The sequence below is a fragment of the Thermosynechococcus sp. HY596 genome, assembly GCF_030518715.1.
Taxonomy (GTDB): Bacteria; Cyanobacteriota; Cyanobacteriia; order Thermosynechococcales; family Thermosynechococcaceae; genus Thermosynechococcus.
Genome location: NZ_CP130346.1, coordinates 485,235 through 509,573 on the forward strand (window position 1 = coordinate 485,235; position 24,339 = coordinate 509,573).

Annotated in this window: 39 protein-coding genes and 1 tRNA gene; 8 read left to right on the forward strand and 32 right to left on the reverse strand. The window is 53.9% G+C overall.

What is annotated here, in order from left to right; translation table 11 throughout:
- Positions 1 to 213: 213 nt before the first annotated feature.
- The 5 genes from QYC28_RS02405 to QYC28_RS02425 all read left to right on the forward strand — a co-directional run bounded on the left by QYC28_RS02405 (position 214) and on the right by QYC28_RS02425 (position 5,411).
- Complete coding sequence (locus tag QYC28_RS02405) at positions 214 to 2,238, forward strand: GspE/PulE family protein (RefSeq protein WP_149817849.1); 2,025 nt, start codon at positions 214 to 216, stop codon at positions 2,236 to 2,238.
- A 67-nt stretch (positions 2,239 to 2,305) separates the two neighbouring features.
- Positions 2,306 to 3,403 (forward strand): type IV pilus twitching motility protein PilT, encoded by a 1,098-nt coding sequence (locus QYC28_RS02410; RefSeq protein ID WP_149817851.1) that lies wholly within the window; start codon positions 2,306 to 2,308, stop codon positions 3,401 to 3,403.
- Positions 3,404 to 3,439: 36 nt separating this feature from the next.
- Positions 3,440 to 4,660: a type II secretion system F family protein gene (locus QYC28_RS02415; protein ID WP_286626454.1), complete on the forward strand. Its 1,221-nt coding sequence runs from the start codon at positions 3,440 to 3,442 to the stop codon at positions 4,658 to 4,660.
- A gap of 8 nt (positions 4,661 to 4,668) precedes the next feature.
- Positions 4,669 to 5,142 (forward strand): J domain-containing protein, encoded by a 474-nt coding sequence (locus QYC28_RS02420; RefSeq protein WP_302679782.1) that lies wholly within the window; start codon positions 4,669 to 4,671, stop codon positions 5,140 to 5,142.
- The gene (locus QYC28_RS02425; protein WP_149817855.1) at positions 5,139 to 5,411 is read left to right on the forward strand and encodes a DUF3143 domain-containing protein; all 273 of its coding nucleotides are present in this window, start codon (positions 5,139 to 5,141) and stop codon (positions 5,409 to 5,411) included. The genes QYC28_RS02420 and QYC28_RS02425 overlap by 4 nt, the downstream gene beginning before the upstream one ends.
- Here the strand turns inward: QYC28_RS02425 and QYC28_RS02430 are convergent.
- Together QYC28_RS02430 and QYC28_RS02435 are read right to left on the reverse strand one after the other, a co-directional pair.
- The gene (locus QYC28_RS02430) at positions 5,408 to 5,761 is read right to left on the reverse strand and encodes a hypothetical protein (RefSeq protein WP_149817857.1); all 354 of its coding nucleotides are present in this window, start codon (positions 5,759 to 5,761) and stop codon (positions 5,408 to 5,410) included. The genes QYC28_RS02425 and QYC28_RS02430 overlap by 4 nt on opposite strands.
- A 294-nt stretch (positions 5,762 to 6,055) precedes the next feature.
- Positions 6,056 to 7,201 (reverse strand): cysteine desulfurase family protein, encoded by a 1,146-nt coding sequence (locus QYC28_RS02435; protein WP_302679783.1) that lies wholly within the window; start codon positions 7,199 to 7,201, stop codon positions 6,056 to 6,058.
- Between the two features lie 191 nt (positions 7,202 to 7,392).
- Here QYC28_RS02435 and QYC28_RS02440 point away from each other — a divergent pair.
- Positions 7,393 to 7,465: transfer RNA gene (locus QYC28_RS02440), tRNA-Ile, on the forward strand.
- 77 nt (positions 7,466 to 7,542) lie between these two features.
- Positions 7,543 to 7,914 carry a ferredoxin-thioredoxin reductase catalytic domain-containing protein gene (locus QYC28_RS02445; RefSeq protein ID WP_149817861.1) on the forward strand — a complete coding sequence of 124 codons (372 nt, stop codon included), beginning with the start codon at positions 7,543 to 7,545 and terminating at the stop codon, positions 7,912 to 7,914.
- Here QYC28_RS02445 and QYC28_RS02450 read toward each other — a convergent pair.
- Both QYC28_RS02450 and QYC28_RS02455 read right to left on the reverse strand, forming a co-directional pair.
- Positions 7,911 to 8,114: a spore coat protein U domain-containing protein gene (locus QYC28_RS02450; RefSeq protein WP_310829019.1), complete on the reverse strand. Its 204-nt coding sequence runs from the start codon at positions 8,112 to 8,114 to the stop codon at positions 7,911 to 7,913. The genes QYC28_RS02445 and QYC28_RS02450 overlap by 4 nt on opposite strands.
- On the reverse strand, positions 8,083 to 8,361 hold the full coding sequence (locus QYC28_RS02455) for a spore coat protein U domain-containing protein (protein ID WP_302679784.1): 279 nt from the start codon (positions 8,359 to 8,361) through the stop codon (positions 8,083 to 8,085). The genes QYC28_RS02450 and QYC28_RS02455 overlap by 32 nt, the downstream gene beginning before the upstream one ends.
- 111 nt (positions 8,362 to 8,472) lie before the next feature.
- On the opposite strand from QYC28_RS02455, the gene QYC28_RS02460 reads away from it, so the two are divergent.
- Positions 8,473 to 9,807 (forward strand): MFS transporter, encoded by a 1,335-nt coding sequence (locus QYC28_RS02460; RefSeq protein ID WP_302679785.1) that lies wholly within the window; start codon positions 8,473 to 8,475, stop codon positions 9,805 to 9,807.
- On the opposite strand, the gene aguB is transcribed toward QYC28_RS02460, so the two are convergent.
- The 28 genes from aguB to rpsS are packed head-to-tail and all read right to left on the reverse strand — an operon-like array spanning position 9,804 to position 24,320.
- Entirely contained in the window at positions 9,804 to 10,661 is an 858-nt protein-coding gene (gene aguB / locus QYC28_RS02465; RefSeq protein ID WP_302679786.1) for an N-carbamoylputrescine amidase, read from the reverse strand. The two genes, QYC28_RS02460 and aguB, sit on opposite strands and share 4 nt — an antisense overlap.
- A complete protein-coding gene (locus QYC28_RS02470) occupies positions 10,658 to 11,683 on the reverse strand; it encodes an agmatine deiminase family protein (protein ID WP_149817872.1) in 1,026 nt (341 codons plus the stop codon). Before QYC28_RS02470 ends, aguB begins: the two co-directional genes overlap by 4 nt.
- A 9-nt stretch (positions 11,684 to 11,692) precedes the next feature.
- A complete protein-coding gene (rpmE, locus tag QYC28_RS02475) occupies positions 11,693 to 11,968 on the reverse strand; it encodes a 50S ribosomal protein L31 (protein WP_149817874.1) in 276 nt (91 codons plus the stop codon).
- Positions 11,969 to 12,007: 39 nt separating this feature from the next.
- Positions 12,008 to 12,421 carry a 30S ribosomal protein S9 gene (gene rpsI / locus QYC28_RS02480; protein ID WP_149817876.1) on the reverse strand — a complete coding sequence of 138 codons (414 nt, stop codon included), beginning with the start codon at positions 12,419 to 12,421 and terminating at the stop codon, positions 12,008 to 12,010.
- 1 nt (position 12,422) lies between these two features.
- Positions 12,423 to 12,881, reverse strand: a complete 459-nt coding sequence (gene rplM, locus QYC28_RS02485) for a 50S ribosomal protein L13 (RefSeq protein WP_302679787.1) — start codon at positions 12,879 to 12,881, stop codon at positions 12,423 to 12,425.
- 16 nt (positions 12,882 to 12,897) lie between these two features.
- On the reverse strand, positions 12,898 to 13,752 hold the full coding sequence (truA, locus tag QYC28_RS02490) for a tRNA pseudouridine(38-40) synthase TruA (RefSeq protein WP_149817880.1): 855 nt from the start codon (positions 13,750 to 13,752) through the stop codon (positions 12,898 to 12,900).
- 6 nt (positions 13,753 to 13,758) lie between these two features.
- Positions 13,759 to 14,109 carry a 50S ribosomal protein L17 gene (gene rplQ / locus QYC28_RS02495; protein WP_149817882.1) on the reverse strand — a complete coding sequence of 117 codons (351 nt, stop codon included), beginning with the start codon at positions 14,107 to 14,109 and terminating at the stop codon, positions 13,759 to 13,761.
- Between the two features lie 22 nt (positions 14,110 to 14,131).
- A complete protein-coding gene (locus QYC28_RS02500) occupies positions 14,132 to 15,097 on the reverse strand; it encodes a DNA-directed RNA polymerase subunit alpha (RefSeq protein ID WP_286649836.1) in 966 nt (321 codons plus the stop codon).
- 29 nt (positions 15,098 to 15,126) lie between these two features.
- Positions 15,127 to 15,519, reverse strand: coding sequence for a 30S ribosomal protein S11 (rpsK, locus tag QYC28_RS02505; RefSeq protein WP_011055959.1), 393 nt, complete (start codon positions 15,517 to 15,519; stop codon positions 15,127 to 15,129).
- Between the two features lie 42 nt (positions 15,520 to 15,561).
- Positions 15,562 to 15,942 carry a 30S ribosomal protein S13 gene (rpsM, locus tag QYC28_RS02510; protein ID WP_024125578.1) on the reverse strand — a complete coding sequence of 127 codons (381 nt, stop codon included), beginning with the start codon at positions 15,940 to 15,942 and terminating at the stop codon, positions 15,562 to 15,564.
- A 33-nt stretch (positions 15,943 to 15,975) separates the two neighbouring features.
- Positions 15,976 to 16,089 (reverse strand): 50S ribosomal protein L36, encoded by a 114-nt coding sequence (rpmJ, locus tag QYC28_RS02515; RefSeq protein WP_011055957.1) that lies wholly within the window; start codon positions 16,087 to 16,089, stop codon positions 15,976 to 15,978.
- Between the two features lie 60 nt (positions 16,090 to 16,149).
- Positions 16,150 to 16,374: a translation initiation factor IF-1 gene (infA, locus tag QYC28_RS02520; RefSeq protein WP_011055956.1), complete on the reverse strand. Its 225-nt coding sequence runs from the start codon at positions 16,372 to 16,374 to the stop codon at positions 16,150 to 16,152.
- Complete coding sequence (locus tag QYC28_RS02525) at positions 16,367 to 16,954, reverse strand: adenylate kinase (protein ID WP_149817886.1); 588 nt, start codon at positions 16,952 to 16,954, stop codon at positions 16,367 to 16,369. The genes infA and QYC28_RS02525 overlap by 8 nt, the downstream gene beginning before the upstream one ends.
- Positions 16,954 to 18,264, reverse strand: coding sequence for a preprotein translocase subunit SecY (gene secY / locus QYC28_RS02530; protein WP_149817890.1), 1,311 nt, complete (start codon positions 18,262 to 18,264; stop codon positions 16,954 to 16,956). The genes QYC28_RS02525 and secY overlap by 1 nt, the downstream gene beginning before the upstream one ends.
- Positions 18,265 to 18,276: 12 nt before the next feature.
- Positions 18,277 to 18,741, reverse strand: a complete 465-nt coding sequence (gene rplO / locus QYC28_RS02535) for a 50S ribosomal protein L15 (protein ID WP_149817892.1) — start codon at positions 18,739 to 18,741, stop codon at positions 18,277 to 18,279.
- A gap of 13 nt (positions 18,742 to 18,754) precedes the next feature.
- Complete coding sequence (rpsE, locus tag QYC28_RS02540; RefSeq protein ID WP_011055952.1) at positions 18,755 to 19,279, reverse strand: 30S ribosomal protein S5; 525 nt, start codon at positions 19,277 to 19,279, stop codon at positions 18,755 to 18,757.
- An 11-nt stretch (positions 19,280 to 19,290) separates the two neighbouring features.
- Positions 19,291 to 19,653, reverse strand: coding sequence for a 50S ribosomal protein L18 (gene rplR, locus QYC28_RS02545; protein ID WP_149817894.1), 363 nt, complete (start codon positions 19,651 to 19,653; stop codon positions 19,291 to 19,293).
- On the reverse strand, positions 19,654 to 20,217 hold the full coding sequence (gene rplF / locus QYC28_RS02550; protein ID WP_149817896.1) for a 50S ribosomal protein L6: 564 nt from the start codon (positions 20,215 to 20,217) through the stop codon (positions 19,654 to 19,656).
- Positions 20,218 to 20,235: 18 nt separating this feature from the next.
- Complete coding sequence (gene rpsH / locus QYC28_RS02555; protein WP_149817898.1) at positions 20,236 to 20,637, reverse strand: 30S ribosomal protein S8; 402 nt, start codon at positions 20,635 to 20,637, stop codon at positions 20,236 to 20,238.
- Positions 20,638 to 20,666: 29 nt separating this feature from the next.
- Positions 20,667 to 21,212, reverse strand: a complete 546-nt coding sequence (rplE, locus tag QYC28_RS02560; RefSeq protein WP_024125571.1) for a 50S ribosomal protein L5 — start codon at positions 21,210 to 21,212, stop codon at positions 20,667 to 20,669.
- A 58-nt stretch (positions 21,213 to 21,270) separates the two neighbouring features.
- On the reverse strand, positions 21,271 to 21,624 hold the full coding sequence (rplX, locus tag QYC28_RS02565) for a 50S ribosomal protein L24 (protein ID WP_226971991.1): 354 nt from the start codon (positions 21,622 to 21,624) through the stop codon (positions 21,271 to 21,273).
- Complete coding sequence (gene rplN, locus QYC28_RS02570) at positions 21,624 to 21,992, reverse strand: 50S ribosomal protein L14 (RefSeq protein WP_149817900.1); 369 nt, start codon at positions 21,990 to 21,992, stop codon at positions 21,624 to 21,626. Before rplN ends, rplX begins: the two co-directional genes overlap by 1 nt.
- 12 nt (positions 21,993 to 22,004) lie before the next feature.
- Complete coding sequence (gene rpsQ, locus QYC28_RS02575) at positions 22,005 to 22,253, reverse strand: 30S ribosomal protein S17 (protein WP_011055945.1); 249 nt, start codon at positions 22,251 to 22,253, stop codon at positions 22,005 to 22,007.
- On the reverse strand, positions 22,253 to 22,465 hold the full coding sequence (gene rpmC, locus QYC28_RS02580) for a 50S ribosomal protein L29 (protein ID WP_149817902.1): 213 nt from the start codon (positions 22,463 to 22,465) through the stop codon (positions 22,253 to 22,255). The genes rpsQ and rpmC overlap by 1 nt, the downstream gene beginning before the upstream one ends.
- 2 nt (positions 22,466 to 22,467) lie before the next feature.
- On the reverse strand, positions 22,468 to 22,899 hold the full coding sequence (gene rplP / locus QYC28_RS02585; RefSeq protein WP_149817904.1) for a 50S ribosomal protein L16: 432 nt from the start codon (positions 22,897 to 22,899) through the stop codon (positions 22,468 to 22,470).
- 14 nt (positions 22,900 to 22,913) lie between these two features.
- Entirely contained in the window at positions 22,914 to 23,630 is a 717-nt protein-coding gene (gene rpsC / locus QYC28_RS02590) for a 30S ribosomal protein S3 (RefSeq protein ID WP_149817906.1), read from the reverse strand.
- 12 nt (positions 23,631 to 23,642) lie between these two features.
- Positions 23,643 to 24,011 (reverse strand): 50S ribosomal protein L22, encoded by a 369-nt coding sequence (rplV, locus tag QYC28_RS02595; RefSeq protein WP_011055941.1) that lies wholly within the window; start codon positions 24,009 to 24,011, stop codon positions 23,643 to 23,645.
- 30 nt (positions 24,012 to 24,041) lie between these two features.
- Positions 24,042 to 24,320, reverse strand: a complete 279-nt coding sequence (gene rpsS / locus QYC28_RS02600) for a 30S ribosomal protein S19 (protein WP_011055940.1) — start codon at positions 24,318 to 24,320, stop codon at positions 24,042 to 24,044.
- Positions 24,321 to 24,339 lie beyond the last annotated feature (19 nt).

The window sequence follows — 24,339 nt, forward strand, 5'->3', positions numbered from 1 at the left end:
AGGGAGAACAGATAACTAATAGTTTCTAATGTGCCGCAGGATTGTAAATAATTTTCAGCCTATGCAAAAGAGGGCGATCGCGGTTACAAAGCGTCTATAACAAGAATTGTCAACAAAAATGTCAATAAACATAAACCGTGAAAATACCCATGAAATCTCTGGGAAGGTTGTTGCTACTATAGTAGGCAAGCCATCCAGACCCGAACGCGCCCTATGGTCAACACATCGTCATCTTCTTCTCGGAAAGCACTTACCGTGCGCGGCAGAGCCGCTAGCCCCACAGAACGAGCCATTGTTGCCTCCGGTTACGCCAGTATCGATCAGGTGCGAGAAGCCATGAACACCGCCCGCAAAACGGGCAAGTCCCTCGTAACCGTGTTGCAGGAGATTACCGGCAGCACCATGCCCCCCGATGTGTTGCGCCAGTACCACAAGCAACAGCTTTTTGAACTCAAAGTGATCTACGGCGTTGATTGCCTCGATCCCGAACTCAATCGTTTCCCCACCGAGCAAATCGAGGAACTAATCAACACGATTGTACCAATTGATACCTGCCGTACCTACCAAGTCATCCCCATTGCCAAGCACCTCGACGCTGATCCCCCCTATCTGCTCGTGGCGATGGTGGATCCAGATAACCTCCAAGCCATTGACAACCTCACCCGCTTACTCCGCGCCCACAACCTCACCCTCAAACGAATGGTGATCACCCTAGAGGATTACCAACGCCTCATTGACCCGATTCTCAATAAACAGGTAGCTGAAACCACTGCTGGCAAAAACGCCCCGGCCGCGATCGGTGACATCAACATCGAAGAAGACATCGAAGCCATGGGCGGCCTCGAAGAGCTGGAAGGGGAGCAGGAGGTTGACCTTGCCGAGGCGCTGAAAGGCGCAGAAGATGCTCCGATTATTGCCCTTGTCAACAAAATTTTGGCCAAAGCCCTCACCGAAGGCGTTTCCGACATTCACATCGAACCTCAAGAGGAATACCTGCGGATTCGTTTCCGCAAAGATGGGGTGCTCCACCAAGCCTTTGATCCACTGCCGAAGAAAATCGTGCCAGCCGTCGTTTCCCGCTTCAAAATCTTGGCTGACCTTGATATTGCCGAGCGGCGTGCCCCCCAAGATGGTCGTATCCGCAAAATGTTCCAAGGGCGACGGGTGGACTTCCGAGTGAATACCCTCCCCAGCCGCTGGGGCGAAAAAGTCGTACTGCGAATTCTCGATAACTCCGCCACCCAACTCGGTCTCGACAAGCTGATTACTGACCCTGAGAGCCTTGCTATTGTGCGGGAGATGACCAAGCGCCCCTTTGGCCTCATCCTCGTTACAGGTCCCACTGGTTCAGGGAAAACCACCACGCTTTACTCAGCGCTGGCTGAATGTAATAGTCCCGGTGTCAACATCAGTACAGCGGAAGACCCGATTGAATACACGCTCCCCGGCCTAACGCAGGTACAGGTTATTCGCGAAAAAGGCATGGACTTTGCCTCCATTCTGCGTGCCTTTCTCCGCCAAGACCCCGATGTGATTCTGGTGGGGGAAACCCGCGACAAGGAAACAGCAAAAACCGCTATTGAAGCTGCCTTGACAGGTCACTTGGTGTTAACCACCCTGCACACCAACGATGCCGCCAGTGCCGTTGCCCGTCTCTCGGAAATGGGGGTGGAACCCTTCATGGTCTCCGCTTCCTTAATTGGGGTCGTTGCCCAGCGACTTATGCGGCGGGTATGCAGTGAGTGTCGCATTCCCTATACGCCCACCCGTGAGGAACTGGCACGCTTTGGCTTGTCTGCCTCCAAGGATGTCAACCTCACCCTCTACAAAGCCAATAAACTCACACCCGAGCAGATTCAAGCAGCCAAAGCCAGTGGCCAGCCGATTTGTAGCAAGTGTGGTGGTGTTGGCTACAAAGGACGGGTCGGGGTCTACGAAATTATGCGGGTGACGGAGCGCCTGCAAAGCCTGATTACTGAGGGTGCCCCCACGGAGCGGATCAAGGAAGCGGCGGTTGAAGAGGGCATGAAAACCCTGTTGGCCTATAGCCTGAACCTTGTCAAAGAAGGGGTCACCACCCTCGAGGAAGTCGAGCGCGTCACCTTTACGGACACGGGTCTCGAATCAGAACTCAAGGCCAAACGTAAGAGTTCTTTAACCTGCCGTACCTGCGGTGCCGAGGCGCAGCCCGAATGGTTAGAATGCCCCTATTGCATGACACCCCGCTTTGTGGATTAACAAGATTATTAATGTCAGTGATGAACTTTCGTGTTGTTGACCAAACTGCTTAGACGAGGAACACCCTATGGAGCTAATGATTGAAGACCTAATGGAGCAAGTGGTGGCCAATGGTGGCTCCGATTTGCATATCTCCGCTGGCTTACCCCCCTACATTCGCATTAGCGGCAAATTAACCCCGACAGACTACGAACCCCTCACCCCAGAGCAATGCCAGCGCCTGATCTTCAGCATGCTCAACAATACCCAACGCAAGCACCTAGAGCAAAACTGGGAGTTGGACTGCTCCTATGGTGTACGTGGCCTAGCCCGGTTCCGCGTCAATGTGTATAAAGACCGGGGAACCTATGCTGCTTGCTTGCGAGCACTCAGTTCCAAAATTCCCACGTTTGAGCAGTTGGGATTGCCCAACATTGTCCGCGAAATGAGTGAGCGGCCACGGGGCTTGATTCTGGTGACTGGGCCGACAGGATCAGGGAAAACCACAACCTTGGCGGCGATGATTGACTTGATCAACAAAACCCGCGCTGAACATATCCTGACGATTGAAGACCCCATTGAGTTTGTCTATGAACCCATCAAGAGCCTGATCCACCAACGGCAGGTGGGGGAAGATACCAAGAGCTTTGCCAATGCTCTGCGGGCAGCGCTGCGGGAAGACCCCGATATTATCCTTGTGGGTGAGATGCGTGACTTGGAAACAATTCAGCTTGCCATCTCAGCAGCGGAAACAGGGCACTTGGTCTTTGGTACCTTGCACACCAGTTCAGCTGCCCAAACCGTTGACCGTATGGTGGATGTGTTCCCGCCAGAGCAGCAGCAGCAAATTCGCGTCCAGTTGTCGAACTCGTTAGTGGCGGTCTTTAGCCAAACGCTGGTTCCTAAGAAAAATCCCAAGCCCGGTGAATTTGGGCGGATTATGGCGCAAGAGATTATGGTAGTGACCCCTGCTATCTCCAACCTGATTCGCGAAGGCAAGACCTCGCAGATTTATTCGGCAATTCAAACGGGCGGCAAGCTGGGGATGCAGACCCTCGAAAAAGTCTTGGCCGATTATTATCGTGCGGGCATCATCACCTATGAAGCAGCAATGGCCAAGTCCTCGCGTCAGGACGAGCTGCAACGTCTGATTGGTACGGGTACACCTGCGGCAGCAGCACGCTAGTTAGCAATTATTGATCAAGAGAAGGGGTATTGAGTCATGGCAACCTATGAAGTGCGGATCCGGGATGCCCAAGGCAAATACAGGACCGTTCGCGAGGAAGCTTCGACACCACGGGAAGCACGCATGGCCTTGCAATTGGAAGGGGTACAGGTTCTAGAGGTCAAGGAGGCCAAAAAACTCACCCTCAAGTCCGACCTCGACCTCAGCTTCCTCTCCAAAATTACGGTGAAGGATCGGGCGATCTTTGCGCGGCAGTTTGCGGCACTGGTGAATGCCGGTGTGGCCTTGGTGCGCGGAATCGGTGTTTTGGCAGATCAATGCACCAATCCCAAACTGAAAAAGATCCTCATGGCCGTCAACAATGATATTCAGCAGGGAAGTACCCTAGCTGATGCCATGCGACCCCATCCAGAGGCCTTTGATAATCTGTTTGTAGCCATGATCCAAGCGGGGGAAACGGGGGGGGTGCTCGATGAGGTGCTCAACCGTCTCTCGAAGTTGCTGGAGGATCAAGCCCGCCTCAATAACCAAATCAAGTCCGCTCTGACTTATCCCGTGGTGGTGGGTCTGTTGGCGGTGGGGATTTTCTTGGGGATGGTGATTTTCCTGATCCCTGTGTTTGAGGGCATTTTCAAACAGTTGGGGGGGGAATTGCCCCCCTTTACCGCCATGATGGTGGCGCTTAGTGAATTCCTGCGCACGCCGCAGTATATGGCATTGTTGATTATCTGTGTGGTGGGCTTGGTATTGGGGATTCGCTTTTATTACAAGACCCCGGCTGGCCGGCTGATGATTGATGGCTTGCTGTTGAAGCTACCCCTCTTTGGTGATTTGGTGGAAAAAACAGCGGTGGCGCGGTTCTGCCGCACGTTTGGTTCGCTGTCCCGTTCAGGGGTACCGATTTTGCGCTCCCTTGAAATTGTCAGTGCCACAGCGGGTAACCAAGTGATTTCCAATGCCATTGATCGTGCCGCGAAGGAAGTCCAGACAGGGGGGATGCTCAGTCTTGCCCTACAACAGGAACGGGTCTTTCCAGTGCTGGCGACCCAGATGATTAACGTGGGCGAAGAGACAGGGGAACTGGATAAGATGCTGATGAAGGTGGCCGACTTCTATGAAGATGAAGTGGAACAGGCGGTGAAGTCCCTGACCAGTGTGATGGAACCCTTGATGATTGCGGTGCTAGGGGGTATGGTAGGGTCAATTCTGGTGGCGATGTACCTGCCCATGTTCAAGATCTTCGATCTGGTCAAGTAAGCCTTGCCATGGCACATCTGTCCCCGTCGCGAACCCACTACGACATTCTCGAGGTGGCACCCACGGCCTCGTTGACGGAGATTCGCCGTGCCTATCGAGAGAAAAGTAAGCTCTACCATCCGGATACGACGACGTTGCCGGTGGCGATCGCCCGCGAGGAGTTTCATCGCCTCAATGAGGCCTATGCAGTGCTGACCAATCCAGAGCAGCGGCAGTGGTATGACTTGCAATTACGCCTGCGGGCACAGTCAAAACAGTCAAGCACGATGGGGATAGGTGCCTCTTCTCGCTCTCAGGGGTCTGTTCGCTCTACTGCTGTGCCACCCGACGATCGCCCCCTCTCGCCGGGGGAGCTATTTGCTCTGTTTATCTTGGGGGTCACCTTTGTCGGCTGTTTGGTTCTGGCGGTAATTGTCGGTTTGTCCCAACAGGGGCAAGAATGGATCTTGCAAATTGTCAGTCGCATCTCAGAACTTGGATGAACACTCTGCCTAATCCCCAAACCCCCCTCTACAACCATGCCCTGCCGCAAATTGAAGCATGGCTACAGCAAAAGGGCTGTGTGCGGGATGAAACGGATATCCACTGTTGGGAGTTAGAGTATCCCCAGTGGTCAGCTCGGATTTGCTTGGATATTGAGGAGCTACAGGTGGTCTATCACGATCGCCTTGAGGGCAGTGTGATTCAGCGCTCTTTTAAGTACTCCTGTCCCCGTGCCGAGGTGGAGGAAGCCATTTTTGCGGGGCCTTAAATGCCCACGGCCATCATAATCGGCATTGCAGGGGCTGCTTCTTGGGTGGCTTGATTCTTGATCCGCTTCAGGCCAAAAATCCAGAGGATTTGATCTTCGATGGCTGCTGCTTGCTCTTTTGCCCCTGCTTTCAACAGCAGTTGATGGGTCATCATCAGCTTCTCAATTTCAGCCACTTGGGTGCGGACTTCTTCCTCATCTAAATAAAGGCTCTCGAGCACCGCATTCAAGTCTGCTTCGGGATCAGCCACTAAGCAAGCCCCTTCCACCACGACGGATTTGAGCTGTCCTTGGTATTGCCGCAATAGACGGCGAATTGTGTAGGCAGTAACGGGCAATAATTTTGTCATGTTGTGTTCCCCCAACTACTTATGTCGGCATCTTGTGAATTGATTTCCCGCTGTCCACTTCCACCCATGGGCAAATTTTGTGGGGGATCAACAGGGGATATAACTGCTCGTTAAGGATTGATTTACTGTACGTTATTATTCTATGAACTTCGCAACTTGGGGATCATGCGTAATTCCACGTAAAAGCGCTTTTAGATGTGATTTAGATCACGGAAACCATGACATTATCGGCATTTGGGAATATTGTAAATTTATGTCAAGAAATCATAAATATTAAGAAATATAAATCTATCTCTAGTGGCGTAGTTGTTGAATGCTGTGGTGAATCTGCTGAAGCGCTAAATCAATCTCGGTCTCTGTGGTGGTACGTAATAAACCAAATCGCAGCGAAGCACGAGCAAGGGTGGGCGATCGCCCCAAGGCAAGAAGAACGTGAGACGGTGTTGGTTTGTCGCTACTACAGGCTGCCCCCGTTGAGAGGGCGACATGGGGATAGATGGCGCGCAGCAGAGCATTGCCCTCAACCCCACCAATACTGACATTGAGACAGTTGGGTAAACTCTGTTGCCAATCACCATTGAGATAAATGTCTCCAAGGGAGGCTAAGCCCTGCCACAGCCGTTCTTTCAGGTGCCGCAGATGGGGAATATCCGTGGCTTGACGTTCCTGAGCGAGTCGTACTGCTACCCCAAAGCCGACAATGAGGGGAGTGGCCAAGGTTCCGGATCGCCAGCCCTGTTCTTGATGACCGCCGTGGAGTTGAGGTGCCAGTTGGACGCGGGGGCGATCGCGCCGCACATAGAGGGCACCAATGCCCTTTGGTCCGTAGAGTTTATGGGCAGTCAGGGACATGAGATCCACCTGAAGCGCCTGAACATCCAAGGGAATTTTGCCCAAGGCTTGAGCGGCATCGGTGTGGAAGAGTACCCCGCGATCGCGACAGCGGCGACCAATCTCGGCCAAGGGTTGGAGCACCCCAATTTCATTATTGGCAGCCATCACGGATACCAAGATGGTCTCATGGGTAAAGGCTTGCTCTAACTCAGCTAGATCAATGAACCCTTTCTCATTCACCCCTAGATAGGTCACCCGAAAGCCAAGGGACTCCAAATAGCGACAGGGAGCAAGCACCGCATTGTGCTCCGTCTGCACGGTAATGATATGGCGACCGCGACTGTAGTAGGCTTCAGCCACCCCCTTGATTGCCAAGTTGTCTGCTTCAGTGGCACCACTGGTGAAAATGATTTCTTCGGGATGGGCATGGATGGCTGCGGCAATCGTTTCACGGGCAAGATCAATGGCGGCGGCGGCCTCCCAACCGTAGGCATGGGCACGATTACTGGCATTGCCGGGGCGATCGCTAAAATAAGGCAACATTGCGGCTAGTACTTGTGGATCAACGGGTGTGGTCGCCAGTCCATCTAAATAAATTGGCTTCATGGCAAAACCTCCGAGTAACCCCTGCATAGGGAGAGCGCTAACCGCAACACCTTTGAAAACCTCTGAATGATGGCGGACATTATAGGGGACAAACAAGGGAATCAAATCCTATCCCAGTCTAGGTTTCCCACTCTTGGGTGTGTTCGAACCTTGTGAAAAGGGCTGTATATTGAAAAATAATAATCACCTGCCCAGGGTTGGCCGAGCGGATGAGGCAGCGAACTCATAATTCGCCATAGGCTGGTTCAACTCCAGCACCCTGGATTTTTCAATCCCCTGAACCCTGACGGGGGGATTGCCTTCCGTTACACTGAAAGAAGTTTCGTGTCGCAAATTTTGCCATGAGTAGCACCTATAAACCGCAACAGGCCTCCGACAAAAATCTTGAAGCCATGCGCAAGTTTGCGGAAACCTATGCCAAGCGCACAGGAACCTACTTTTGCTCAGATTTAGGGACAACGGCGGTTGTTCTGGAAGGATTGGCCAAGCATAAGGACGACTATGGCTCTCCCCTGTGTCCCTGCCGCCACTATGAAGACAAAGAAGCAGAGGTAGAAGCGGCCTACTGGAATTGCCCCTGTGTGCCCATGCGCGAACGGCGGGAGTGTCACTGCCTTCTCTTTTTAACTCCGGATCATCCCTTTGCGGGTACAACTCAGGAGATTTCCTTTGAACAAATTCGCGAGGAAACCAATCGCTTTACGGTTTCTTAGTATTCCAGTGTCACTACAATCGTATCGCTGTAGATGCCCGCAGGCACAAACTGCCGCGTGGGGATGCGACCAAAAATTTCAAGGGTTGTAGGGGTATTATTCACAGGCACTAAGGTACGCAAACTGCTCCCACCGGTACCATCCCCCCAGATTTGGGTGCGAGCGGCATTAACGTAAAGGTTGTAGTCGCCCCCCGCCAGAGGTCATTTGTCGAGGGGTAAAAGAACCGGCATTGCCAGTGCTGAGGCGAATCGTAATTGCCCTTTGGACATTCGTACAGACGAAGATAAATTGACCAGTGGCATCGTTAGCAGAGGCACTAGAAGTACTGTAGGCGCCAGAGTTTAGGCCAGTCACGCTGTTAATGGTGCAGTTTGCAAAAGTAACTGTCGGTAGAGCTAGGCCGCTGGCGATCGCGAGCAGGATACTGAAATGTGGTCGCACCACTCACAAGTATTTAAGAACAACCTACGCCAATCATAGTTCATCCGTGATTTCCCTTGGCAGACATCCCCCTAGGGGGGATATAGTAAACGTGTGGGTTCTGAGGTGGCCACCATGACCTTTCAACTTCCTCCCCTGTTGCAGTGCCTACGGAATCGAGCCTTTGCCGGTCTCTATACGGCGCAAACGATCAATCTGATTGGGGATGCGTTCACATGGCTCGGCTTAGCACTCCTTGCTTTTGAGTTAGCAGGAGAGAATTCAGGACTGTGGCTCTCAACTGCCTTAACGCTGCGGGTCACCATTTTTGTGCTATTGGCTCCTATTGCTGGTGTCTTAGCAGATCGATTGGATCGCAAGGGATTGATGGTGACTACCCATCTTGTGCGGATGGTTTTGGTGTCGTTCTTGCCGTTTGTTACTGAGGGCTGGCAACTGTATCTCGTAGTGGCTTTGCTGAGTGGCTTTCACGCCCTTTTTACCCCAACCTACACGGCCACATTACCCTTGATTACGACTGCTGAGGAGTGCCCACCGGCGATCGCCCTCTCGAATGCCACGTACCAACTCCTGAGTGTTTTAGGCCCAGCCCTCGCAGGTAGTGTTGCGGCGTTATGCAGTACCCGTTCAGTGTTCTTTTTGGATGCTTTGACCTTTTTGGTTGCAGCGGTGTTGATTGCTTGGCTGCCCACTGCTTTGATCGTACCTAGAGCAGGATCAGTCCCCCCCCGTAGCGGATTTCTTGAGGAGCTAAGTGTTGGTAGTCAGTGCCTTTGGTGGGATGCAGCAATTCGCTATGGATTACTACTGCAATTGGTGGCGGCGATCGCTGGCGCAGAAATTTTGGTGAATACCGTCGGCTATGTTCAGGGCACGCTACAGGCAGGAAGTCAGGCCTACGGCTCAATCATGGCGGCATTTGGTGGGGGTGCTACTTTGGCTGCGGTGATTTGGGGTTCTTCCTGTCGCAGGATGAGTGCCGTGAGGGTGATGGGTCTAGGGGGGATACTGACGGTGCTGCCGTTGCTGGCTGCCTATGGTGCCAATGTCCCTACCCTCGCTCTGTTGTGGGCGATCGCGGGTATCGGTAAAACCCTCGTCAATGTGCCTATGCAGACGGTAATTGCTGAGAGAGTGGCCGTGGAATTGCAGGGTCGGGTTTATGGCGCTCAGTTTGCTTGGAGTCATCTTTGGTGGGTCTTGGCCTATCCCCTAACGGGATGGTTCGGCAGTCAGTTTCCAGCCCAACATTTTTTCTATACTGGCCTCAGTAGCATGGTGCTTTTCATCGCTTTTGTGGTGTTGACCCAACCGTGGCACTTGCGGCATCTCCCCGCTGGTTTTTGGCACACTCATCCCCATGAGCACGACAGCGAGCATGATCATTGCCATCGGCTACAGGCTCATCAGCACCTACACTTTCATCTCCAGCCAAGCCACGGCAATTAAATAACACCATCCGCAGTCAACAGGGCTTTGTAGAGGCCGGGTCGGCGATCGCGAAAGAAGCCATAGGCCGCCCGTAGGTGCTCAATTTCCTCTAAATCAAATTTATGGACAAGCACTGCTTCTTGGGTGCGATCGGCCTCAGCCACCAGATCTCCCCTTGGATTAGCAATAAATGAACTGCCATAAAATACTTGCCCCCCCTCATCACCCACACGGTTCGCTGCCACCACTGGAATCACATTTGCCACTGCATGACCAACCATCACCCGCTGCCACGGGTCTTTGGTGTCCAGTGTGGGATCGTGGGGTTCACTACCAATGGCAGTGGGATACACGAGCACTTCTGCTCCCATCAGGGTCATCACCCGTGCAGCCTCTGGAAACCACTGATCCCAGCAGATGCCGACACCGATTTTGCCGTAGCGGGTACGCCAGACTCGAAAGCCTGTATTGCCGGGGCGGAAGTAAAACTTTTCCTCATAGCCGGGGCCATCGGGAATATGACTTTTGCGATAGACACCGAGGTTGACACCCCCCGCATCAATCATGGCCACACTGTTGTAATAGACGGTGCCCGCCTTTTCAAAAAAGGACACTGGAATCACCACCGCCAGTTCCCGCGCCAAGGCCTCAAAGTGAGCAATTGTTGGGTGGTTTTTCACGGGGTGTGCCCGCTGAAAGTGACTCTCCCGCTCTTCCTTACAAAAATAGTGACCTTCAAATAGCTCTGGCAGGACAATGACCTGTGCCCCCTGCTGATGCGCCTGCCGCACTAGATCACTGAGGTGCAGAATATTGGTCTCAACATCATCGGTCAGTTGAGCTTGAATGGCAGCAACGGTCAGTGTTCTCATAGTTCCTGCTGAGTAATGCAATGGAAGGCGCCTCCCCCTTCTAAAATCGTCCGTGCGGGAAGGCCAACGGTTTTGCGACTGGGAAAGAGCTTAGCGATCGCCTCAACCGCTTTGGCATCGGCTTCGACACCATAGGTGGGGACGACAACAGTGGTATTGGCGATATAAAAATTGACATAGCTAGCGGGTAAAATCTCCCCCTTTCGACTCGTCACCCGCCCCGGCGAAGGCACTGGGATTACCTCTAGGGAGCGCCCCTTGGCATCCGTTAGCGTTTGCAACTGCTCATAAATCGTCAGCAGGACATCGTAGTTCGGATCCTCAGGGCTGTCGGGCAGCATACAAACCACGGTTGCCGGAGCCACAAAACGCACCAGCGTATCGATGTGACCATCGGTGTGATCGTTGGCCAGTCCCGATTCAATCCAGAGGATTTTGCTCACGCCAAGGGCGGGCTTGAGGCGGGCTTCCACTTCTTCGCTGTCTAAATAGGGATTGCGGTTGGGGTTGAGGAGACACTGGCGGGTGGTAAGGCAGGTTCCTTCGCCATCCACTTCGATCGCCCCCCCCTCCAAGAATAACGGCACCGCCTCATAGGGAAGGCCGATGGCTAGAGCAAGGCGCACAGCCAAGTCACTATCGCCGGGAAGTTGATACTTCTTGCCCCAACCATTAAAGGGTAAACAGAGGAGTCGGCGCTCCCCTGCCTCATTGATTAAGCCCACAGGAGCGGTATCCCGCAGCCAAATGTCACCAAAGGGGAGCTGATAAAACTGTGGATTCAGATCCCCGAGATAAGAACGAGCAGTGGCTTCTCCCACCTCGTCCAGCACCAGAATCTTCAGTTGCTCCCCGCGGCACTGACCTGTTACGGGATCGGGGTCAGCGATCGCCCGACACAGGGCTGCAAACTCTGAGCGTACTTGAGGTAAGAGATCGCCCCACAAATCCTCGTGACTGGGGAAAGCTAACCAACAGGCGCGATGGGGCAGCCACTCAGCGGGCTGAAAAAAGGGGGACATGAAGAGCGATTAGCCCTTTTTGTTGGTTTTGGGTGCAGGTTTAGCGGCGGCTTTTTTCCCTTTAGCAGTTTGCTGGGGCTTGGCACCGCTGTATTTGCGGCGGAAGCGTTCCACCCGCCCTTCAGCGTCAACGATTTTCTGAGTACCCGTGAAGAAGGGATGGTTGCCTGACCAGATATCCACGTGTAGTTCGGGTTTCGTGGAACCCACGGTCATCACCACTTCACCGTCACAATAAACTTTGGCTTCGGGATACCACTGGGGATGAATGTTCGGTTTTGGCATAGGCGTCTCACCACAAACGAGAAGTAAAAAACAAACATCTTAGCGTTTTGAGTATTGGGGGGCTTTGCGGGCTTTGCGCAGACCGTATTTACGCCGCTCCTTGGCACGGGGATCGCGGGTGAGATAGCCTTCCGTTTTCAGAGGCTTGCGGTTTTCGATGTCCAGTTGACACAGGGCGCGGGCAATCCCTAAACGAATGGCATCTGCTTGCCCCGTCAAACCACCCCCCGTGGCATTGACATAAATATCATAGCTACTTTCAAGGCCAAGGGTTTCAAGGGGGGCTTTCACCAAGTTGAGATAGGTGGGGTTGTTTTGCAGGTAGTCAGCCCCATTGCGGCCATTGATCAACAGTTGACCGCTACCAGGGATCAGGCGCACCCGTGCCACCGCCGACTTACGGCGACCGGTTCCCAAATAAACTACCCGCTTAGACTGATCAGCAATCTGCATGTTAGGCTCCCGGAATCGTGTTAATGGTCAAAGGCTGGGGTTTTTGCGCTTGGTGGGGATGCTCTGGCCCAGCATAAACTTTCAGCTTGGTAAAGAGTTTACGGCCAAGGGAATTTTTCGGCAGCATCCCTTTGACAGCATGCTCAATAATCCGCTCGGGAATGCGGGCTTGCAGTTGATCAAAGGTTTCAATTTTCATGCCGCCGGGGCGTCCCGAGTGACGACGGTAGAGTTTTTGGGAGCGTTTTCTGCCGGTGACGGTGACTTTCTCGGCATTGATGACAATCACAAAGTCACCTGTGTCCATGTGGGGGGTGTAAATGGCTTTGTTTTTGCCCCTGAGAATACGGGCAATTTCTGCAGCTAGCCGACCCAAGCGTTGATCAGCGGCATCAATGAGATACCACTGGGGAGCAAGGTCATCCACGGCGGGCAGTGGTGTCTTTACGGTACTGGTCATCACAAACTCCATGATTCTATGCAATGGACAATTCAGGGGTAATGGAGGCTAACTGAAACTGGGGCATCGCCTCGGTGCACAGGGCAAGGGGGAAAGGCGATTCAGGATAACCCACCCCCAATAGACAAAGGCCTACAGGGGGGGCAGCATACTTGACGAGGTGGCGTTGCTCCTGCTGCCAAATTTCCGTAAAACTGGCGGGCGATCGCTGGCCTTGCCCCACCTGTACCAAGAGTCCCACCAACAGGCGCATCATGCCGTAGAGAAACCCCGAAGCTTGCACCTCAATTTCCACAAGGGCACCGCGCCGCTGGCAGCTCACCGCCTGCACCTCCACCCAAGAATGGGCACGATTCGAGCCAGAACGGTGAAAGGCACTGAGGTGATGCCGCCCCAACAATGGCTGAAGCACGGCTGCCATTTTTTCCACATCTAAGGGGGCATAGTAGTAGTGCCATGTCCAAGGGCGCAGAAAGATATTGGGGCAGGGATCGGTATAGAGGGTATAGCGATAGCGACGCCACAGCGCGGAGAAACGGGCATGCCAGTGATCGGGCACCACCGCCGCCGCACGAATCACCACATCGGCGGGCAAGCGAGCATTGAGAATCCCCGGCCAACGATGAACGGGAATGGGCGAGTTGACCGTGACGTGAGCCACTTGACCAGCAGCATGAACCCCTGTATCGGTACGACCTGCTGCGACAACAGAGACGGGATGGTTGACAACACTGGCGATCGCCTGCTCAATCACCTCCTGTACCGTGCGCTGTCCCACCTGCCGTTGCCAGCCGTGGAAATGGGTGCCCTGGTACTGAATAAGCAGTGCCAAGCGTTGGCCACTCTGAGGAGGTGCGATCGCCGTCATCATTGCCTGCTACACCAGTTCAATGACTGCCAATTCGGCATTATCACCCCGCCGCCGCACACTGCGGATAATGCGGGTATAGCCCCCCTGGCGATCGCCATAGCGCTCTGGGGCTTGGGCAAACAGAGCATGCACCAGTTGCTTATCGTAGAGATAGCCAAGGGCACGCCGCCGTGCCGCCAAGGAGCCATCCTTTGCCAAGGTGATCATCCGCTCCGCCTCTGCGCGTACTGCCTTTGCCCGCGCTTTGGTGGTGGTAATGCGGCCATGGCGAATCAATTCAGTGGTCAGTGCCCGCAGCAGTGCTTTTCGTTGATCGGCTGGCAGTCCTAGCTGGGGAACCCGACGTTGGTGACGCATAGACAAACCTCATTCAATCTCTCTAATTACGGGCAGCTTTTTGGGGCGGTAGCGTAATTCCCAAGTGTTTTTGCAGTGCCTCGATCACTTCCTCAGCAGATTTTTGACCGAAGTTTTTGATCTCCAGTAGCTCTTCTTGGGAATACTCAAGGAGGTCAGCGACCGTATTGACTTGGGCACGCTTGAGACAGTTGTAGGCACGCACCGACAAATTGAGTTGCTCAATGGGAATTTGTGCCGTTTCATCATGCTCGTCAGTGGTGGTGGCCTCGGAGGTGTGCAGGGGCACTTCCTTCAAGGGGCTAAAGAGATCCACGAGGATTGTTGCCGCCTGATTGAGGGCATCTTGGGGGGTCAAGCTGCCATTCGTCCAGATTTCCAGCTTTAGATAGTCTTGGAGTTGGCGATCGCCCTCTGTACCGGCACTGCGCACCGAATCAACGGTATAGTTCACCCGCCGCACGGGCATAAAGACCGCATCCAATTGCAGATAGTCCAAGGCAAGGCGATCGTCCCGTACCCGCTCCACCGAGCGATAGCCGCGATCCTGTTCAATCTTGAATTCCATCTCCAAGGTTGCCCCCGGCATCAGCGTGGCAATATAGTGGTTGGGGTTGACCACTTCCACTTCAGAGCCAAGTTGCACCATGCCAGCAGTAACCGTCAATGGCTCATTCTCAGGGGCTTGGGCAAAAAGGCGACCCATTTGGGGTTCTGAGGTGTGGCTGCGAATCACCAACTGCTTCATTTGCAGCAAAATGTCCATGACATCTTCGCGCACACCGGGAATTGTTGAAAACTCATGATTCACACCGGCAATGCGCACCGCTGTCACGGCACTACCGGGTAAGTTGGCAAGAAGAACCCGCCGCAGGGCATTCCCCACCGTAATCCCTTGACCGGGGGCGAGGGGGTGCAGCGCAAATTGGCCGTACTGCCCTTGATCCTCCTCAACCCGTGTTTCCAAACATTCAATTTGATATGCCATAGCTGTGCTCCCAAGTGACCCAAACCAACCTAAACCCGCCGCCGTTTGGGGGGACGGCAACCATTGTGGGGAATGGGGGTCACATCCCGAATGAGGGTAATTTCTAGACCTGCGGCTTGCAACGCCCGAATCGCTGTCTCGCGACCGGAACCGGGACCACTCACCATGACCTCAATTTGCCGCATCCCCTGATCAATGGCACGGCGAGCTGCATTATCAGCAGCAGTTTGAGCCGCAAAGGGTGTGCCTTTTTTGGCACCTTTGAAACCACTGGAGCCAGCGGAGGCCCAAGCAATCACCTCACCATTGGGGTCGGTAATTGAGACAATCGTGTTATTAAATGTGGACTGAATGTGGGCAACGCCACTGGGGACATTGCGCTTTTGCTTACGAGGGCCAGAGCGTTTTGCAGAGGGTGCCATAATCTATCCAAACCGTGAATCAGGTAGCAGGAGCGGAAAAATTTATTTCTTAGCAGCGGGTTTTTTCTTACCCGCCACAGTGCGGCGACCACCACGACGGGTGCGAGCATTGGTACGGGTACGCTGACCACGAACCGGCAATCCAAGGCGATGCCGCCGCCCGCGGTAGCAGCCAATGTCCATGAGCCGCTTGATATTCATGGCCTCGAGACGGCGCAGATCCCCTTCCACTTGGTACTCGTCAATCGCAGCCCGCAGTGCCGCAATATCGGCATCCGTCAAATCGCGAGTGCGGGTATCTGGGTTAACACCCGTTTTTGCCAAAATTTCTTTGGAGCGGGTCAAGCCGATGCCATAGATGTAGGTGAGGGCAATTTCAATGCGTTTGTCGCGGGGTAAATCAACACCAGCAATACGAGCCATGAATCTAGTTCCTATGTGTGCAACAACAGTGGGTTACCCTTGGCGCTGCTTGTGCTTCGGATTGGTGCAGATCACCATGACCCGACCACGTCGCCGAATGACGCGGCATTTTTCACAAATACGCCGTACCGATGCTCTTACTTTCATATCAGTTGCTCATGTAGTCGCAAATTTTATATCTTAGCAGAGTGGCCAACAAAGATCAAACTACTTTTTGCGCAGGCGATAGGTAATCCGCCCCTTGGTCAGGTCATAGGGGGTCAATTCCACCTTCACGCGATCGCCCGGCAAAATTTTGATGTAGTTGCGGCGAATCTTACCGGAAATATGGGCAAGGACATTAAAGCCATTGTCCAGATCCACCCGAAACATGGCGTTGGGCAATGACTCGGTCACTGTCCCTTCAATTTCAATAGCATCCTGTTTAGACACGGTTCACCTCCCCAATACGTGCTTGAATGGCAGCAGTTACCTCTTCGATCGTACGTGTTCCATCAATGTGTACAAACTTGGGATGACTCATGTACTGTCGAATCATTGGTAGGGTTTCCCGCTCATAGACCTGTACCCGCTTGAGGATGGTTTCAGGAGTATCATCGGAGCGCTGCTGACCATTGGCCGCTTGCTTGGCGCGATTGAGGGCGCGTTCTTGGAGAATCGCAGCAGGCACATCTAAGAAGAGCAAGTAATCATAGTCTTGGTGAATGCTTTTGAGCATCTCCTCAAAGACTGCCGCCTGTGCCCCATTGCGGGGAAAACCGTCCAAAAGCCAACCCGCAGCCGTATCTGGCTGTTGCAAGCGATTGGCCACCATATCCACAATCACCTGATCCGGTACCAGTTCACCGCGATCCATGTAGTTTTGAGCCTGTTGACCGAGGGGGGTGCCCGCAGCTCGCTCTGCCCGCAGAATATCCCCTGTGGAAATATGGGGAATCCCCAAAAGCGTGGTCAGAATTGCTGCCTGTGTCCCCTTGCCCGAACCGGGACCGCCAAACAAAATTAAGCGCATTACTGCTTCACCATCCCCTCATAACGTTGTGAAATCACATAGGTTTGAATCTGTTTTGAGGTGTCAATGGCCACCCCCACCAAGATCAACAGGGAGGTCGCCCCCAGCCCTTGAAATGTTGTTACTTTGGTTGCACTTTCGACTGCCGTGGGAATAATCGCCACCAGACCCAAAAAGATCGCCCCTAGGAATGTCAGGCGGTTGAGAACCCGCTCTAGGTAATCAGAGGTGGCTTTCCCCGGTCGGATTCCCGGAATACTGGCGCCCATTTTTTTCAGGTTTTGGGACATATCCACAGGGTTGACCACTAAGGAGGAGTAAAAGTAGCTAAAGAAGAGAATCAACAGTAAATAGAAAATCACATATAGCCACGGCGTCGGCCCTGCTGGAGAAACATAACTCGCAAATCGCGCCACGAGTTCATTGCGGGTAAACTGCGCTAAGGTCGAAGGCAGAATCAGTACTGCTGAGGCGAAAATGATTGGCATCACCCCCCCTTGGTTTAAGCGCAGGGGCAGGTAACTGGTTTGCTCGCGGTAGAGTTTGCGCCCCACTTGGCGACGTGCCGAAACAATAGGGATGCGGCGGGTACCCTCTTGCACAAAGACAATGCCAACAATCATGGCCAAAAAGACGGCCACCAGAATAACAATGCCGCCAATATTGCCACCACTTTCGGCGAGGGCGATCGTCTGACCCACTGAGGCAGGCAAGTAGGCAACAATGCTCAAAAAGATCAAGAGTGAGGCTCCATTACCCACGCCCCGCTCAGTAATCAATTCCGAAATCCACATCACCACCATTGAGCCAGCGGTCAGGCCAAGGACAATTTCAGCCACAAACCACGCCCCCGGATGCAAAGCCGCACCGGGAATGGAACTCACAAAAATGGCAATGCCAAAACTTTGCAGAACTGCCCAGCCCACAGCCACGTAGCGAGTAATTTGGGAAATTTTGCGGCGGCCGGCTTCTCCCTCATCCTTTTGCAGCCGCTCCAAGGAGGGGAGAGCAGCAGTCAGCAATTGCATGATGATGGAGGCGTTAATATAGGGCAGGATGCCGAGGGCAAAAATCCCAAGGGCAGAGAGGCCACCGCCTGAAAAGATGTCGAGGAAGCGAATCACGGCATTATCTTGGACGCTCTGGGCAAAAACGGCGCGATCGATCCCCGGAATGGGTAGATAAATCCCCAGCCGTACCAAGATCAATAGCCCAATGGTGATCAGGAGTCGCCCCCGCAGACCAGCCGCTTGAGCCATCTGCATAAAGGTTTCTTGGGCAGTGGGTGCCTTGCCGCGATTCACAATCATATTGGGGTTCCTCTATTCACTGTCGGCAGCAACGCAGGTCTCCACACATACCCCACCAGCAGCTTCAATCTTGCTGCGGGCACTGCCACTAAAGGCAGCGGCATGAACCTCTAGCTTGACGTTTAGCTCACCATCCCCCAGCACTTTGAGGGGATATTTGGCGGTGGTGAGAATGCCAGCCTCAAGGAGAGACTCAACCGTCACTACACTATTGGCGGGTAGGGTATTGAGACGACCCACGTTGATCGTAGTGTAAACCTTCCGGTTGACGAGGGGAAAGTGCTTGAGTTTGGGGAGACGACGGTAGAGGGGGTTTTGACCGCCTTCAAAGCCGGGACGGGTGGGGCGACCAGAACGGGATTTTTGCCCGCGCATCCCAAAGCCACCACTTGCCCCTTGACCTGCGGCAATGCCCCGACCAATCCGCCGTTTGCGTCGTCGCGATCCCGCTTGGGGGTGCAGATCTTGAAACCGCATGGACAACTCCTACCTATTTGCTATAGAGGTTTTCAATGGGGATTTCCCGCTCCTCGGCAACTTCTTGGAAGGTGCGCAAGGCTGCAAGGGCTTCGAGGGCGGCGCGGGCATTGTTGAGGGGGTTACTGGAGCCTAGTTGTTTGGCCAGCACGTTGCGTACCCCTGCTAGTTCCAGAACGGTGCGCACAGAACCACCAGCAATTACCCCGGTTCCCGGTGCAGCGGGGCGAATCATGACGCGGGCAGCACCGCCTTCGCCAAAAGTGGGGTGGGGAATAGAGTTGGATTTGGTGATCGGGACATCAATCAGGTGCTTTTTGCCATCGGCCACACCTTTGCGCACCGCACCAATGACATCGGCAGCTTTACCGACGCCCACACCCACTTGGCCACGCTCATTGCCAACAACCACAATGGCGCGGAAGCTTAGTTTCTTACCGCCTTTGACTACTTTGGAGACGCGGCGGATCTGGACGACCCGCTCTTGCCAGTCGGTTTCTTTTTCAACTTTGCGGGGGTTTTTACGACGATTTGCCATCGGGTCATCCTCTAAAAGTCTAGTCCAGCTTCACGGGCGGCATCCGCCAAGGCCTTGACACGACCATGGTAGATATTGCCACCGCGATCAAAGACAACGCGCTCAATGCCAGCGGCTTTGGCACGCTCTGCAATTAGTCGCCCCACTTCAATAGAGGCGGCACAGGTGCTCCCTTTTCCTAGTTTTTGCCGCAGTTCTGGCTCAACACTGGAAGCGGCCACAAGGGTATGGTGCCGGGTGTCATCAATCACCTGGGCATAGATATGCTGATGGGAACGAAAGACAGCGAGGCGGGGGCGATCGCTGGTACCTTTGACTTTGCGGCGAATGCGCTGATGCCGACTTTGGCGAGCCGCAGTACGAGTTTGTTTCATCTATTTCTTCCCTGTCTTACCAACTTTACGACGCACAAATTCACCCATATAGCGAATGCCCTTGCCCTTGTAGGGTTCAGGGGGACGTACGGCGCGAATACGGGCAGAGGTGTTGCCGACTAGTTCTTTATCAATGCCACTGACAAGGACAATCGTGCCCTGCTGCACTTTTTTACCTTGGTTGTCCTCAATTTCTAGGGTAATGCCCTCGGGTGGCACAATCTCAACGGGGTGGCTGTAGCCCATACTGAGGACAAGGGTTTTGCCTTGGAGTTGGGCGCGGTAACCGACCCCTTGAATCTCCAGCTTTTTCGTAAACCCTTGGGAGACGCCTTCCACCATGTTGGCCAGTAGCGTGCGGCAGAGGCCGTGGCGTTCTTTAGCAGGTCGAGAATCATCGCGGCGTTTGACAACAATACTTTCGCCCTCTTGGGCAACATTCACCTCGGGCGGCAAAACCCGACTCAGTTGACCCTTGGGGCCTTTGACCGTGACCTGCTGCCCGTCTAGGGTGAGGGTAACATTCTTTGGCAGGGGGATGGGACGCTTGCCAATACGAGACATGTGGGACTTCCTCCGAGCTTACCAAACGTAACAGAGTACTTCGCCGCCAATGCCCTGCTTCCGTGCCTCGCGATCAGTCATGATGCCGCTAGAGGTGGAGATGATGGCAATGCCGATGCCACCGAGCACCCGGGGCAACTCACGGGAATTGGCATAGACGCGCAGACCGGGTTTGCTCACCCGCTTGAGCGCAGTAATAATCGGCTGGCGCTGCTTGCCGCGATATTTTAGGGAAACCACAAGATGCCGTTTGATGCCGTCCCCTTGCTCTTCAAAATCGCGAATAAACCCTTCCGCTTTCAGCACCTGCGCAATACTGCGGGTCATGCGCGTGGCCGGAATGGTGGTGGTTTGATGACGCGCAAGGTTTGCGTTGCGGATGCGAGTTAGCATATCGCCAATCGTGTCATTTACTGCCATAGTTGCTCCTTAAAAATCTGCCTCCGGCGTTAGTTCTCACGGAACGGCATGCCCATTGCTTTGAGCAGGGCGCGTCCTTCTTCATCAGTATTGGCAGTGGTGATGATTGAGACATCCATGCCGCGAATTTGATCAATGTCGTCGTAGTTGACTTCGGGGAAAATCAGTTGCTCGCGCAAACCTAGGGTGTAGTTGCCCCGGCCATCAAAGCTTTTGGGGTTGACACCGCGAAAGTCACGGATCCGTGGCAGTGCCAAGTTAATCAAGCGATCCAAAAAGGCATACATGCGATCGGATCGCAGCGTCACGGCCACACCAACGGGCATGCCTTTGCGAATTTTGAAGCCAGCGATCGCCTTCTTGGCGCGGGTAACGACGGGCTTTTGGCCGGTAATCGTGGCAATTTCTGCCAGTGTGGCTTCAAGGGCTTTGGCATTTTGCGCCGCTTCACCCAGACCGCGGTTGACAGTCACTTTGACAATCTTGGGGACTTGGTGAATGTTTTTGTACTGGAATTGCTGCATGAGCTGCGGCACAACGGTTTTGTTGTAGTGATCTTTGAGGCGTTGGGACATGGGGCTTCTCCTAGGGGCATTCTCTGGGCTGGGTCAGAGAGGGGAAAACGGGTTAGACCTAATCAATGATTTCGCCAGTTTTCTTGAGCATCCGCACCTTACGGCCATCTTCGGTGTAGGTGTAGCAGATGCGACTGGCCACGTTTTGCTTGGTGGAGTAGAGCATCACCTTACAACTGTGAATCGGGGCTTCTTTGGTGATGATTTGCCCAGATTCGCCCTCTTGGCGGGGCTTGACGTGTTTGGTTTTTAGGTTCACCCCTTTGACAATCACCTGACTGGTCTTGGGGAAAACGGCGAGGACTTCACCGACTTTGGCTTTGTCACTGCCAGCGATGACTTGAACCGTGTCCCCTTTTTTCACGTGCATGCGATAGCGCACTGGCTTTTTGTTTGCTTTCTTGGCCGCCATTAGAGTACCTCCGGTGCCAATGAAACAATTTTCGTAAAGTTTTTATCCCGCAGTTCACGAGCCACAGGACCAAAGACACGGGTACCGCGAGGGTTACCCTCTTGGTTGATCAAGACAGCGGCATTGTCATCAAAGCGAATGCTCATGCCACTTTCACGGCGGATGGTTTTGCGGGTGCGCACAATGACAGCGCGAACCACATCGGATTTTTTCACTGCCATATTGGGGGTGGCATCTTTGACGGTGGCAATGATCACATCGCCGACACTGCCGTAGCGACGGTTACCGCCGCCGAGCACACGGATGCAGAGGAGCTTTTTGGCGCCGCTATTGTCGGCGACGTTGAGATAGGTTTCCTGTTGAATCATGGCTGGCTCTCCTTAGGCAGTGCGAGGACTGAGAATCTCGGCAATGACCCAACGCTTGGTGCGACTCAGGGGACGGGTTTCCCGAATGCGCACGCGATCGCCCACTTTGGCTTCGTTATTTTCATCATGAGCTTTGTAGCGGCGGGTTTTGACGACAATTTTGCCGTACTTGGGGTGGGGGGCGCGGTTTTCGACGGCAACGACGACGGTTTTTTGCATTTTGTCGCTGACGACGACGCCAACACGTTCTTTAACTGCCATTAGTCTTGGCCTCCACTGCGGCGACGTTCATTCTCAAGGGTTAAAAGCTGTGCCAACTCATGGCGCAGATGCTTAAATTGATGGGGCTTGACCTCTTGGCGGGTGGCTTTTTTGAAGCGCAGATCAAAGAGTTCTTTCTTAATGGCGGCAATGCGATCGCTCACCTGTTGATCACTCAGTTCCCGCAGGTCTTTCATTTTTGTCAGTGCCATTCTTAACCCTCCTGTTGTTCCTCTTCTTGATTGCGCACCAGAAAACGGGTCTTGATCGGCATTTTGTAGGCAGCAAGGCGCATGGCTTCGCGGGCAACCGCCTCCGGCACACCGGCAATTTCATACATAATGCGACCGGGTTTGACCACTGCCACCCAGTATTCCGGTGAGCCTTTCCCTGACCCCATCCGCGTTTCGGCAGGCCGCATCGTCACGGGCTTATCGGGGAAAATGCGAATCCAGATTTTGCCACCGCGGCGGATATAGCGGGTCATGGCACGACGGCCAGCCTCAATTTGCCGTGAGGTGATCCAAGCGGGTTCAAGGGCTTGAAGGGCATAGTCGCCAAAGTGGATAGAGTTACCGCGACTGGCAACCCCCGTCATGCGACCCCGCTGCTGTTTGCGAAATTTTGTACGCTTTGGACTTAACATCGCTGGCTTCCCTGTTAGTTAGAGCGATTTTCAAATTGGGGTAGGCGGCGTTGGGGACTGCGGCGACTGGGTTCCCGTGTTACGGCTTCGGTTTGTCCCGGCAGTACCTCACCTTTGAAGATCCACACTTTCACGCCCAAAATGCCGTAGATTGTGCGGGCGGTGCGGTAGGCATAGTCAATGTCTGCCCGTAGGGTATGCAGAGGAACGCGACCCTCTCGTGTCCACTCGGTACGGGCAATTTCCGCCCCATTCAGGCGACCCGCCACTTGGACTTTGATCCCCTCAATGCCTGCTCGCTGTGCCCGCTGAATGGCTTGGCGCACGGCGCGTCGGAAGGCCACCCGTCGCTCTAGTTGCTGGGTGATGTATTCCGCCAAGAGACTGGCCTCAGCATCGACACGGTTGACTTCCACCACGTTCACTTTGATCGTGCGGTTGCTAGGGAGCATCTGCCGCAGTTGCTTGCGCAGTTCCTCAATCCCTTGGCCGCCTTTACCAACGACGACGCCGGGACGAGCGGTACGAATTTGCAGCTCCACTTGATCCGCTTTGCGCTCAATGCGCACTTCCGCAATGCCAGCGTTGGCCAGTTGCTTGTTAATAAACGTGCGGATGCGGTGATCCTCCTGTAATAGCTCAGGATAGCGATCGCTATCGGCGTACCAGCGGGAGCGATGTTCTTGTGTAATGCCGAGGCGAAAGCCAATTGGGTGAATCTTCTGTCCCACGGTGGTATCCTTCTACGATTCGTCAGCAGTGTTTTGGGGCGCCACAGCAATCGTGATGTGGCAGGTGGGCTTGCGAATTTGGTAAGCGCGGCCCTGGGCGCGAGGGCGAAACCGCTTCAGGCAAGGCCCTTGATCGGCATAGGCTTGACTAATTACCAAGGTGGCGGGATCCAAGCCTAAATTGTGGGTGGCATTGGCTGCCGCCGATCGCAAGACCTTTGTAATCGGCTCACAGGCACGATAGGGCATAAAGCGCAGCATAATCAGGGCATCGCGGTAGGTGCGACCCCGCAGTTGATCCAGTACCCGCCGCACCTTGTGGGGTGACATGCGGACATACTTGGCGCAGGCACGGGCAGTAGGAGAAGAGGTAGAAACCATAGACGGCTATCCCAGACGCGAACAAGAGAATCAATGGCGGGCTTTTTTATCGCCCTTAACATGACTGCGGAAGTTGCGGGTGGGGGCAAATTCCCCCAGTTTGTGACCCACCATCTGCTCAGTGATGTACACGGGCACGTGCTGCTTGCCGTTGTGGACGGCAATCGTGTGGCCAATCATTTCTGGCACAATCGTTGAGGCACGCGACCACGTTTTGATCACTTCCTTGGCATTGCGCTCATTGAGGGCTTCAATCTTGCGTAAGAGATGATCCGCCACAAAGGGGCCTTTTTTTAATGAACGTCCCATAACCTAACTTCTCCGCAAA

Bases quoted from the DNA above. Each gene is read 5' to 3' on its own strand.
- QYC28_RS02405 (WP_149817849.1), top strand. From the start codon at position 214: ATGGTCAACACATCGTCATCTTCTTCTCGGAAAGCACTTACCGTGCGC.
- QYC28_RS02410 (WP_149817851.1), top strand. From the start codon at position 2,306: ATGGAGCTAATGATTGAAGACCTAATGGAGCAAGTGGTGGCCAATGGT.
- QYC28_RS02415 (WP_286626454.1), top strand. From the start codon at position 3,440: ATGGCAACCTATGAAGTGCGGATCCGGGATGCCCAAGGCAAATACAGG.
- QYC28_RS02420 (WP_302679782.1), top strand. From the start codon at position 4,669: ATGGCACATCTGTCCCCGTCGCGAACCCACTACGACATTCTCGAGGTG.
- QYC28_RS02425 (WP_149817855.1), top strand. From the start codon at position 5,139: ATGAACACTCTGCCTAATCCCCAAACCCCCCTCTACAACCATGCCCTG.
- QYC28_RS02430 (WP_149817857.1), bottom strand. From the start codon at position 5,761: ATGACAAAATTATTGCCCGTTACTGCCTACACAATTCGCCGTCTATTG.
- QYC28_RS02435 (WP_302679783.1), bottom strand. From the start codon at position 7,201: ATGAAGCCAATTTATTTAGATGGACTGGCGACCACACCCGTTGATCCA.
- QYC28_RS02445 (WP_149817861.1), top strand. From the start codon at position 7,543: ATGAGTAGCACCTATAAACCGCAACAGGCCTCCGACAAAAATCTTGAA.
- QYC28_RS02460 (WP_302679785.1), top strand. From the start codon at position 8,473: ATGACCTTTCAACTTCCTCCCCTGTTGCAGTGCCTACGGAATCGAGCC.
- aguB (WP_302679786.1), bottom strand. From the start codon at position 10,661: ATGAGAACACTGACCGTTGCTGCCATTCAAGCTCAACTGACCGATGAT.
- QYC28_RS02470 (WP_149817872.1), bottom strand. From the start codon at position 11,683: ATGTCCCCCTTTTTTCAGCCCGCTGAGTGGCTGCCCCATCGCGCCTGT.
- rpmE (WP_149817874.1), bottom strand. From the start codon at position 11,968: ATGCCAAAACCGAACATTCATCCCCAGTGGTATCCCGAAGCCAAAGTT.
- rpsI (WP_149817876.1), bottom strand. From the start codon at position 12,421: ATGCAGATTGCTGATCAGTCTAAGCGGGTAGTTTATTTGGGAACCGGT.
- rplM (WP_302679787.1), bottom strand. From the start codon at position 12,881: ATGACCAGTACCGTAAAGACACCACTGCCCGCCGTGGATGACCTTGCT.
- truA (WP_149817880.1), bottom strand. From the start codon at position 13,752: ATGATGACGGCGATCGCACCTCCTCAGAGTGGCCAACGCTTGGCACTG.
- rplQ (WP_149817882.1), bottom strand. From the start codon at position 14,109: ATGCGTCACCAACGTCGGGTTCCCCAGCTAGGACTGCCAGCCGATCAA.
- QYC28_RS02500 (WP_286649836.1), bottom strand. From the start codon at position 15,097: ATGGCATATCAAATTGAATGTTTGGAAACACGGGTTGAGGAGGATCAA.
- rpsK (WP_011055959.1), bottom strand. From the start codon at position 15,519: ATGGCACCCTCTGCAAAACGCTCTGGCCCTCGTAAGCAAAAGCGCAAT.
- rpsM (WP_024125578.1), bottom strand. From the start codon at position 15,942: ATGGCTCGTATTGCTGGTGTTGATTTACCCCGCGACAAACGCATTGAA.
- rpmJ (WP_011055957.1), bottom strand. From the start codon at position 16,089: ATGAAAGTAAGAGCATCGGTACGGCGTATTTGTGAAAAATGCCGCGTC.
- QYC28_RS02525 (WP_149817886.1), bottom strand. From the start codon at position 16,954: ATGCGCTTAATTTTGTTTGGCGGTCCCGGTTCGGGCAAGGGGACACAG.
- secY (WP_149817890.1), bottom strand. From the start codon at position 18,264: ATGATTGTGAATCGCGGCAAGGCACCCACTGCCCAAGAAACCTTTATG.
- rplO (WP_149817892.1), bottom strand. From the start codon at position 18,741: ATGCGGTTTCAAGATCTGCACCCCCAAGCGGGATCGCGACGACGCAAA.
- rpsE (WP_011055952.1), bottom strand. From the start codon at position 19,279: ATGGCAAATCGTCGTAAAAACCCCCGCAAAGTTGAAAAAGAAACCGAC.
- rplR (WP_149817894.1), bottom strand. From the start codon at position 19,653: ATGAAACAAACTCGTACTGCGGCTCGCCAAAGTCGGCATCAGCGCATT.
- rplF (WP_149817896.1), bottom strand. From the start codon at position 20,217: ATGTCTCGTATTGGCAAGCGTCCCATCCCCCTGCCAAAGAATGTTACC.
- rpsH (WP_149817898.1), bottom strand. From the start codon at position 20,637: ATGGCAGTAAATGACACGATTGGCGATATGCTAACTCGCATCCGCAAC.
- rplE (WP_024125571.1), bottom strand. From the start codon at position 21,212: ATGTCCCAACGCCTCAAAGATCACTACAACAAAACCGTTGTGCCGCAG.
- rplX (WP_226971991.1), bottom strand. From the start codon at position 21,624: ATGGCGGCCAAGAAAGCAAACAAAAAGCCAGTGCGCTATCGCATGCAC.
- rplN (WP_149817900.1), bottom strand. From the start codon at position 21,992: ATGATTCAACAGGAAACCTATCTCAACGTCGCCGACAATAGCGGCGCC.
- rpsQ (WP_011055945.1), bottom strand. From the start codon at position 22,253: ATGGCAGTTAAAGAACGTGTTGGCGTCGTCGTCAGCGACAAAATGCAA.
- rpmC (WP_149817902.1), bottom strand. From the start codon at position 22,465: ATGGCACTGACAAAAATGAAAGACCTGCGGGAACTGAGTGATCAACAG.
- rplP (WP_149817904.1), bottom strand. From the start codon at position 22,899: ATGTTAAGTCCAAAGCGTACAAAATTTCGCAAACAGCAGCGGGGTCGC.
- rplV (WP_011055941.1), bottom strand. From the start codon at position 24,011: ATGGTTTCTACCTCTTCTCCTACTGCCCGTGCCTGCGCCAAGTATGTC.
- rpsS (WP_011055940.1), bottom strand. From the start codon at position 24,320: ATGGGACGTTCATTAAAAAAAGGCCCCTTTGTGGCGGATCATCTCTTA.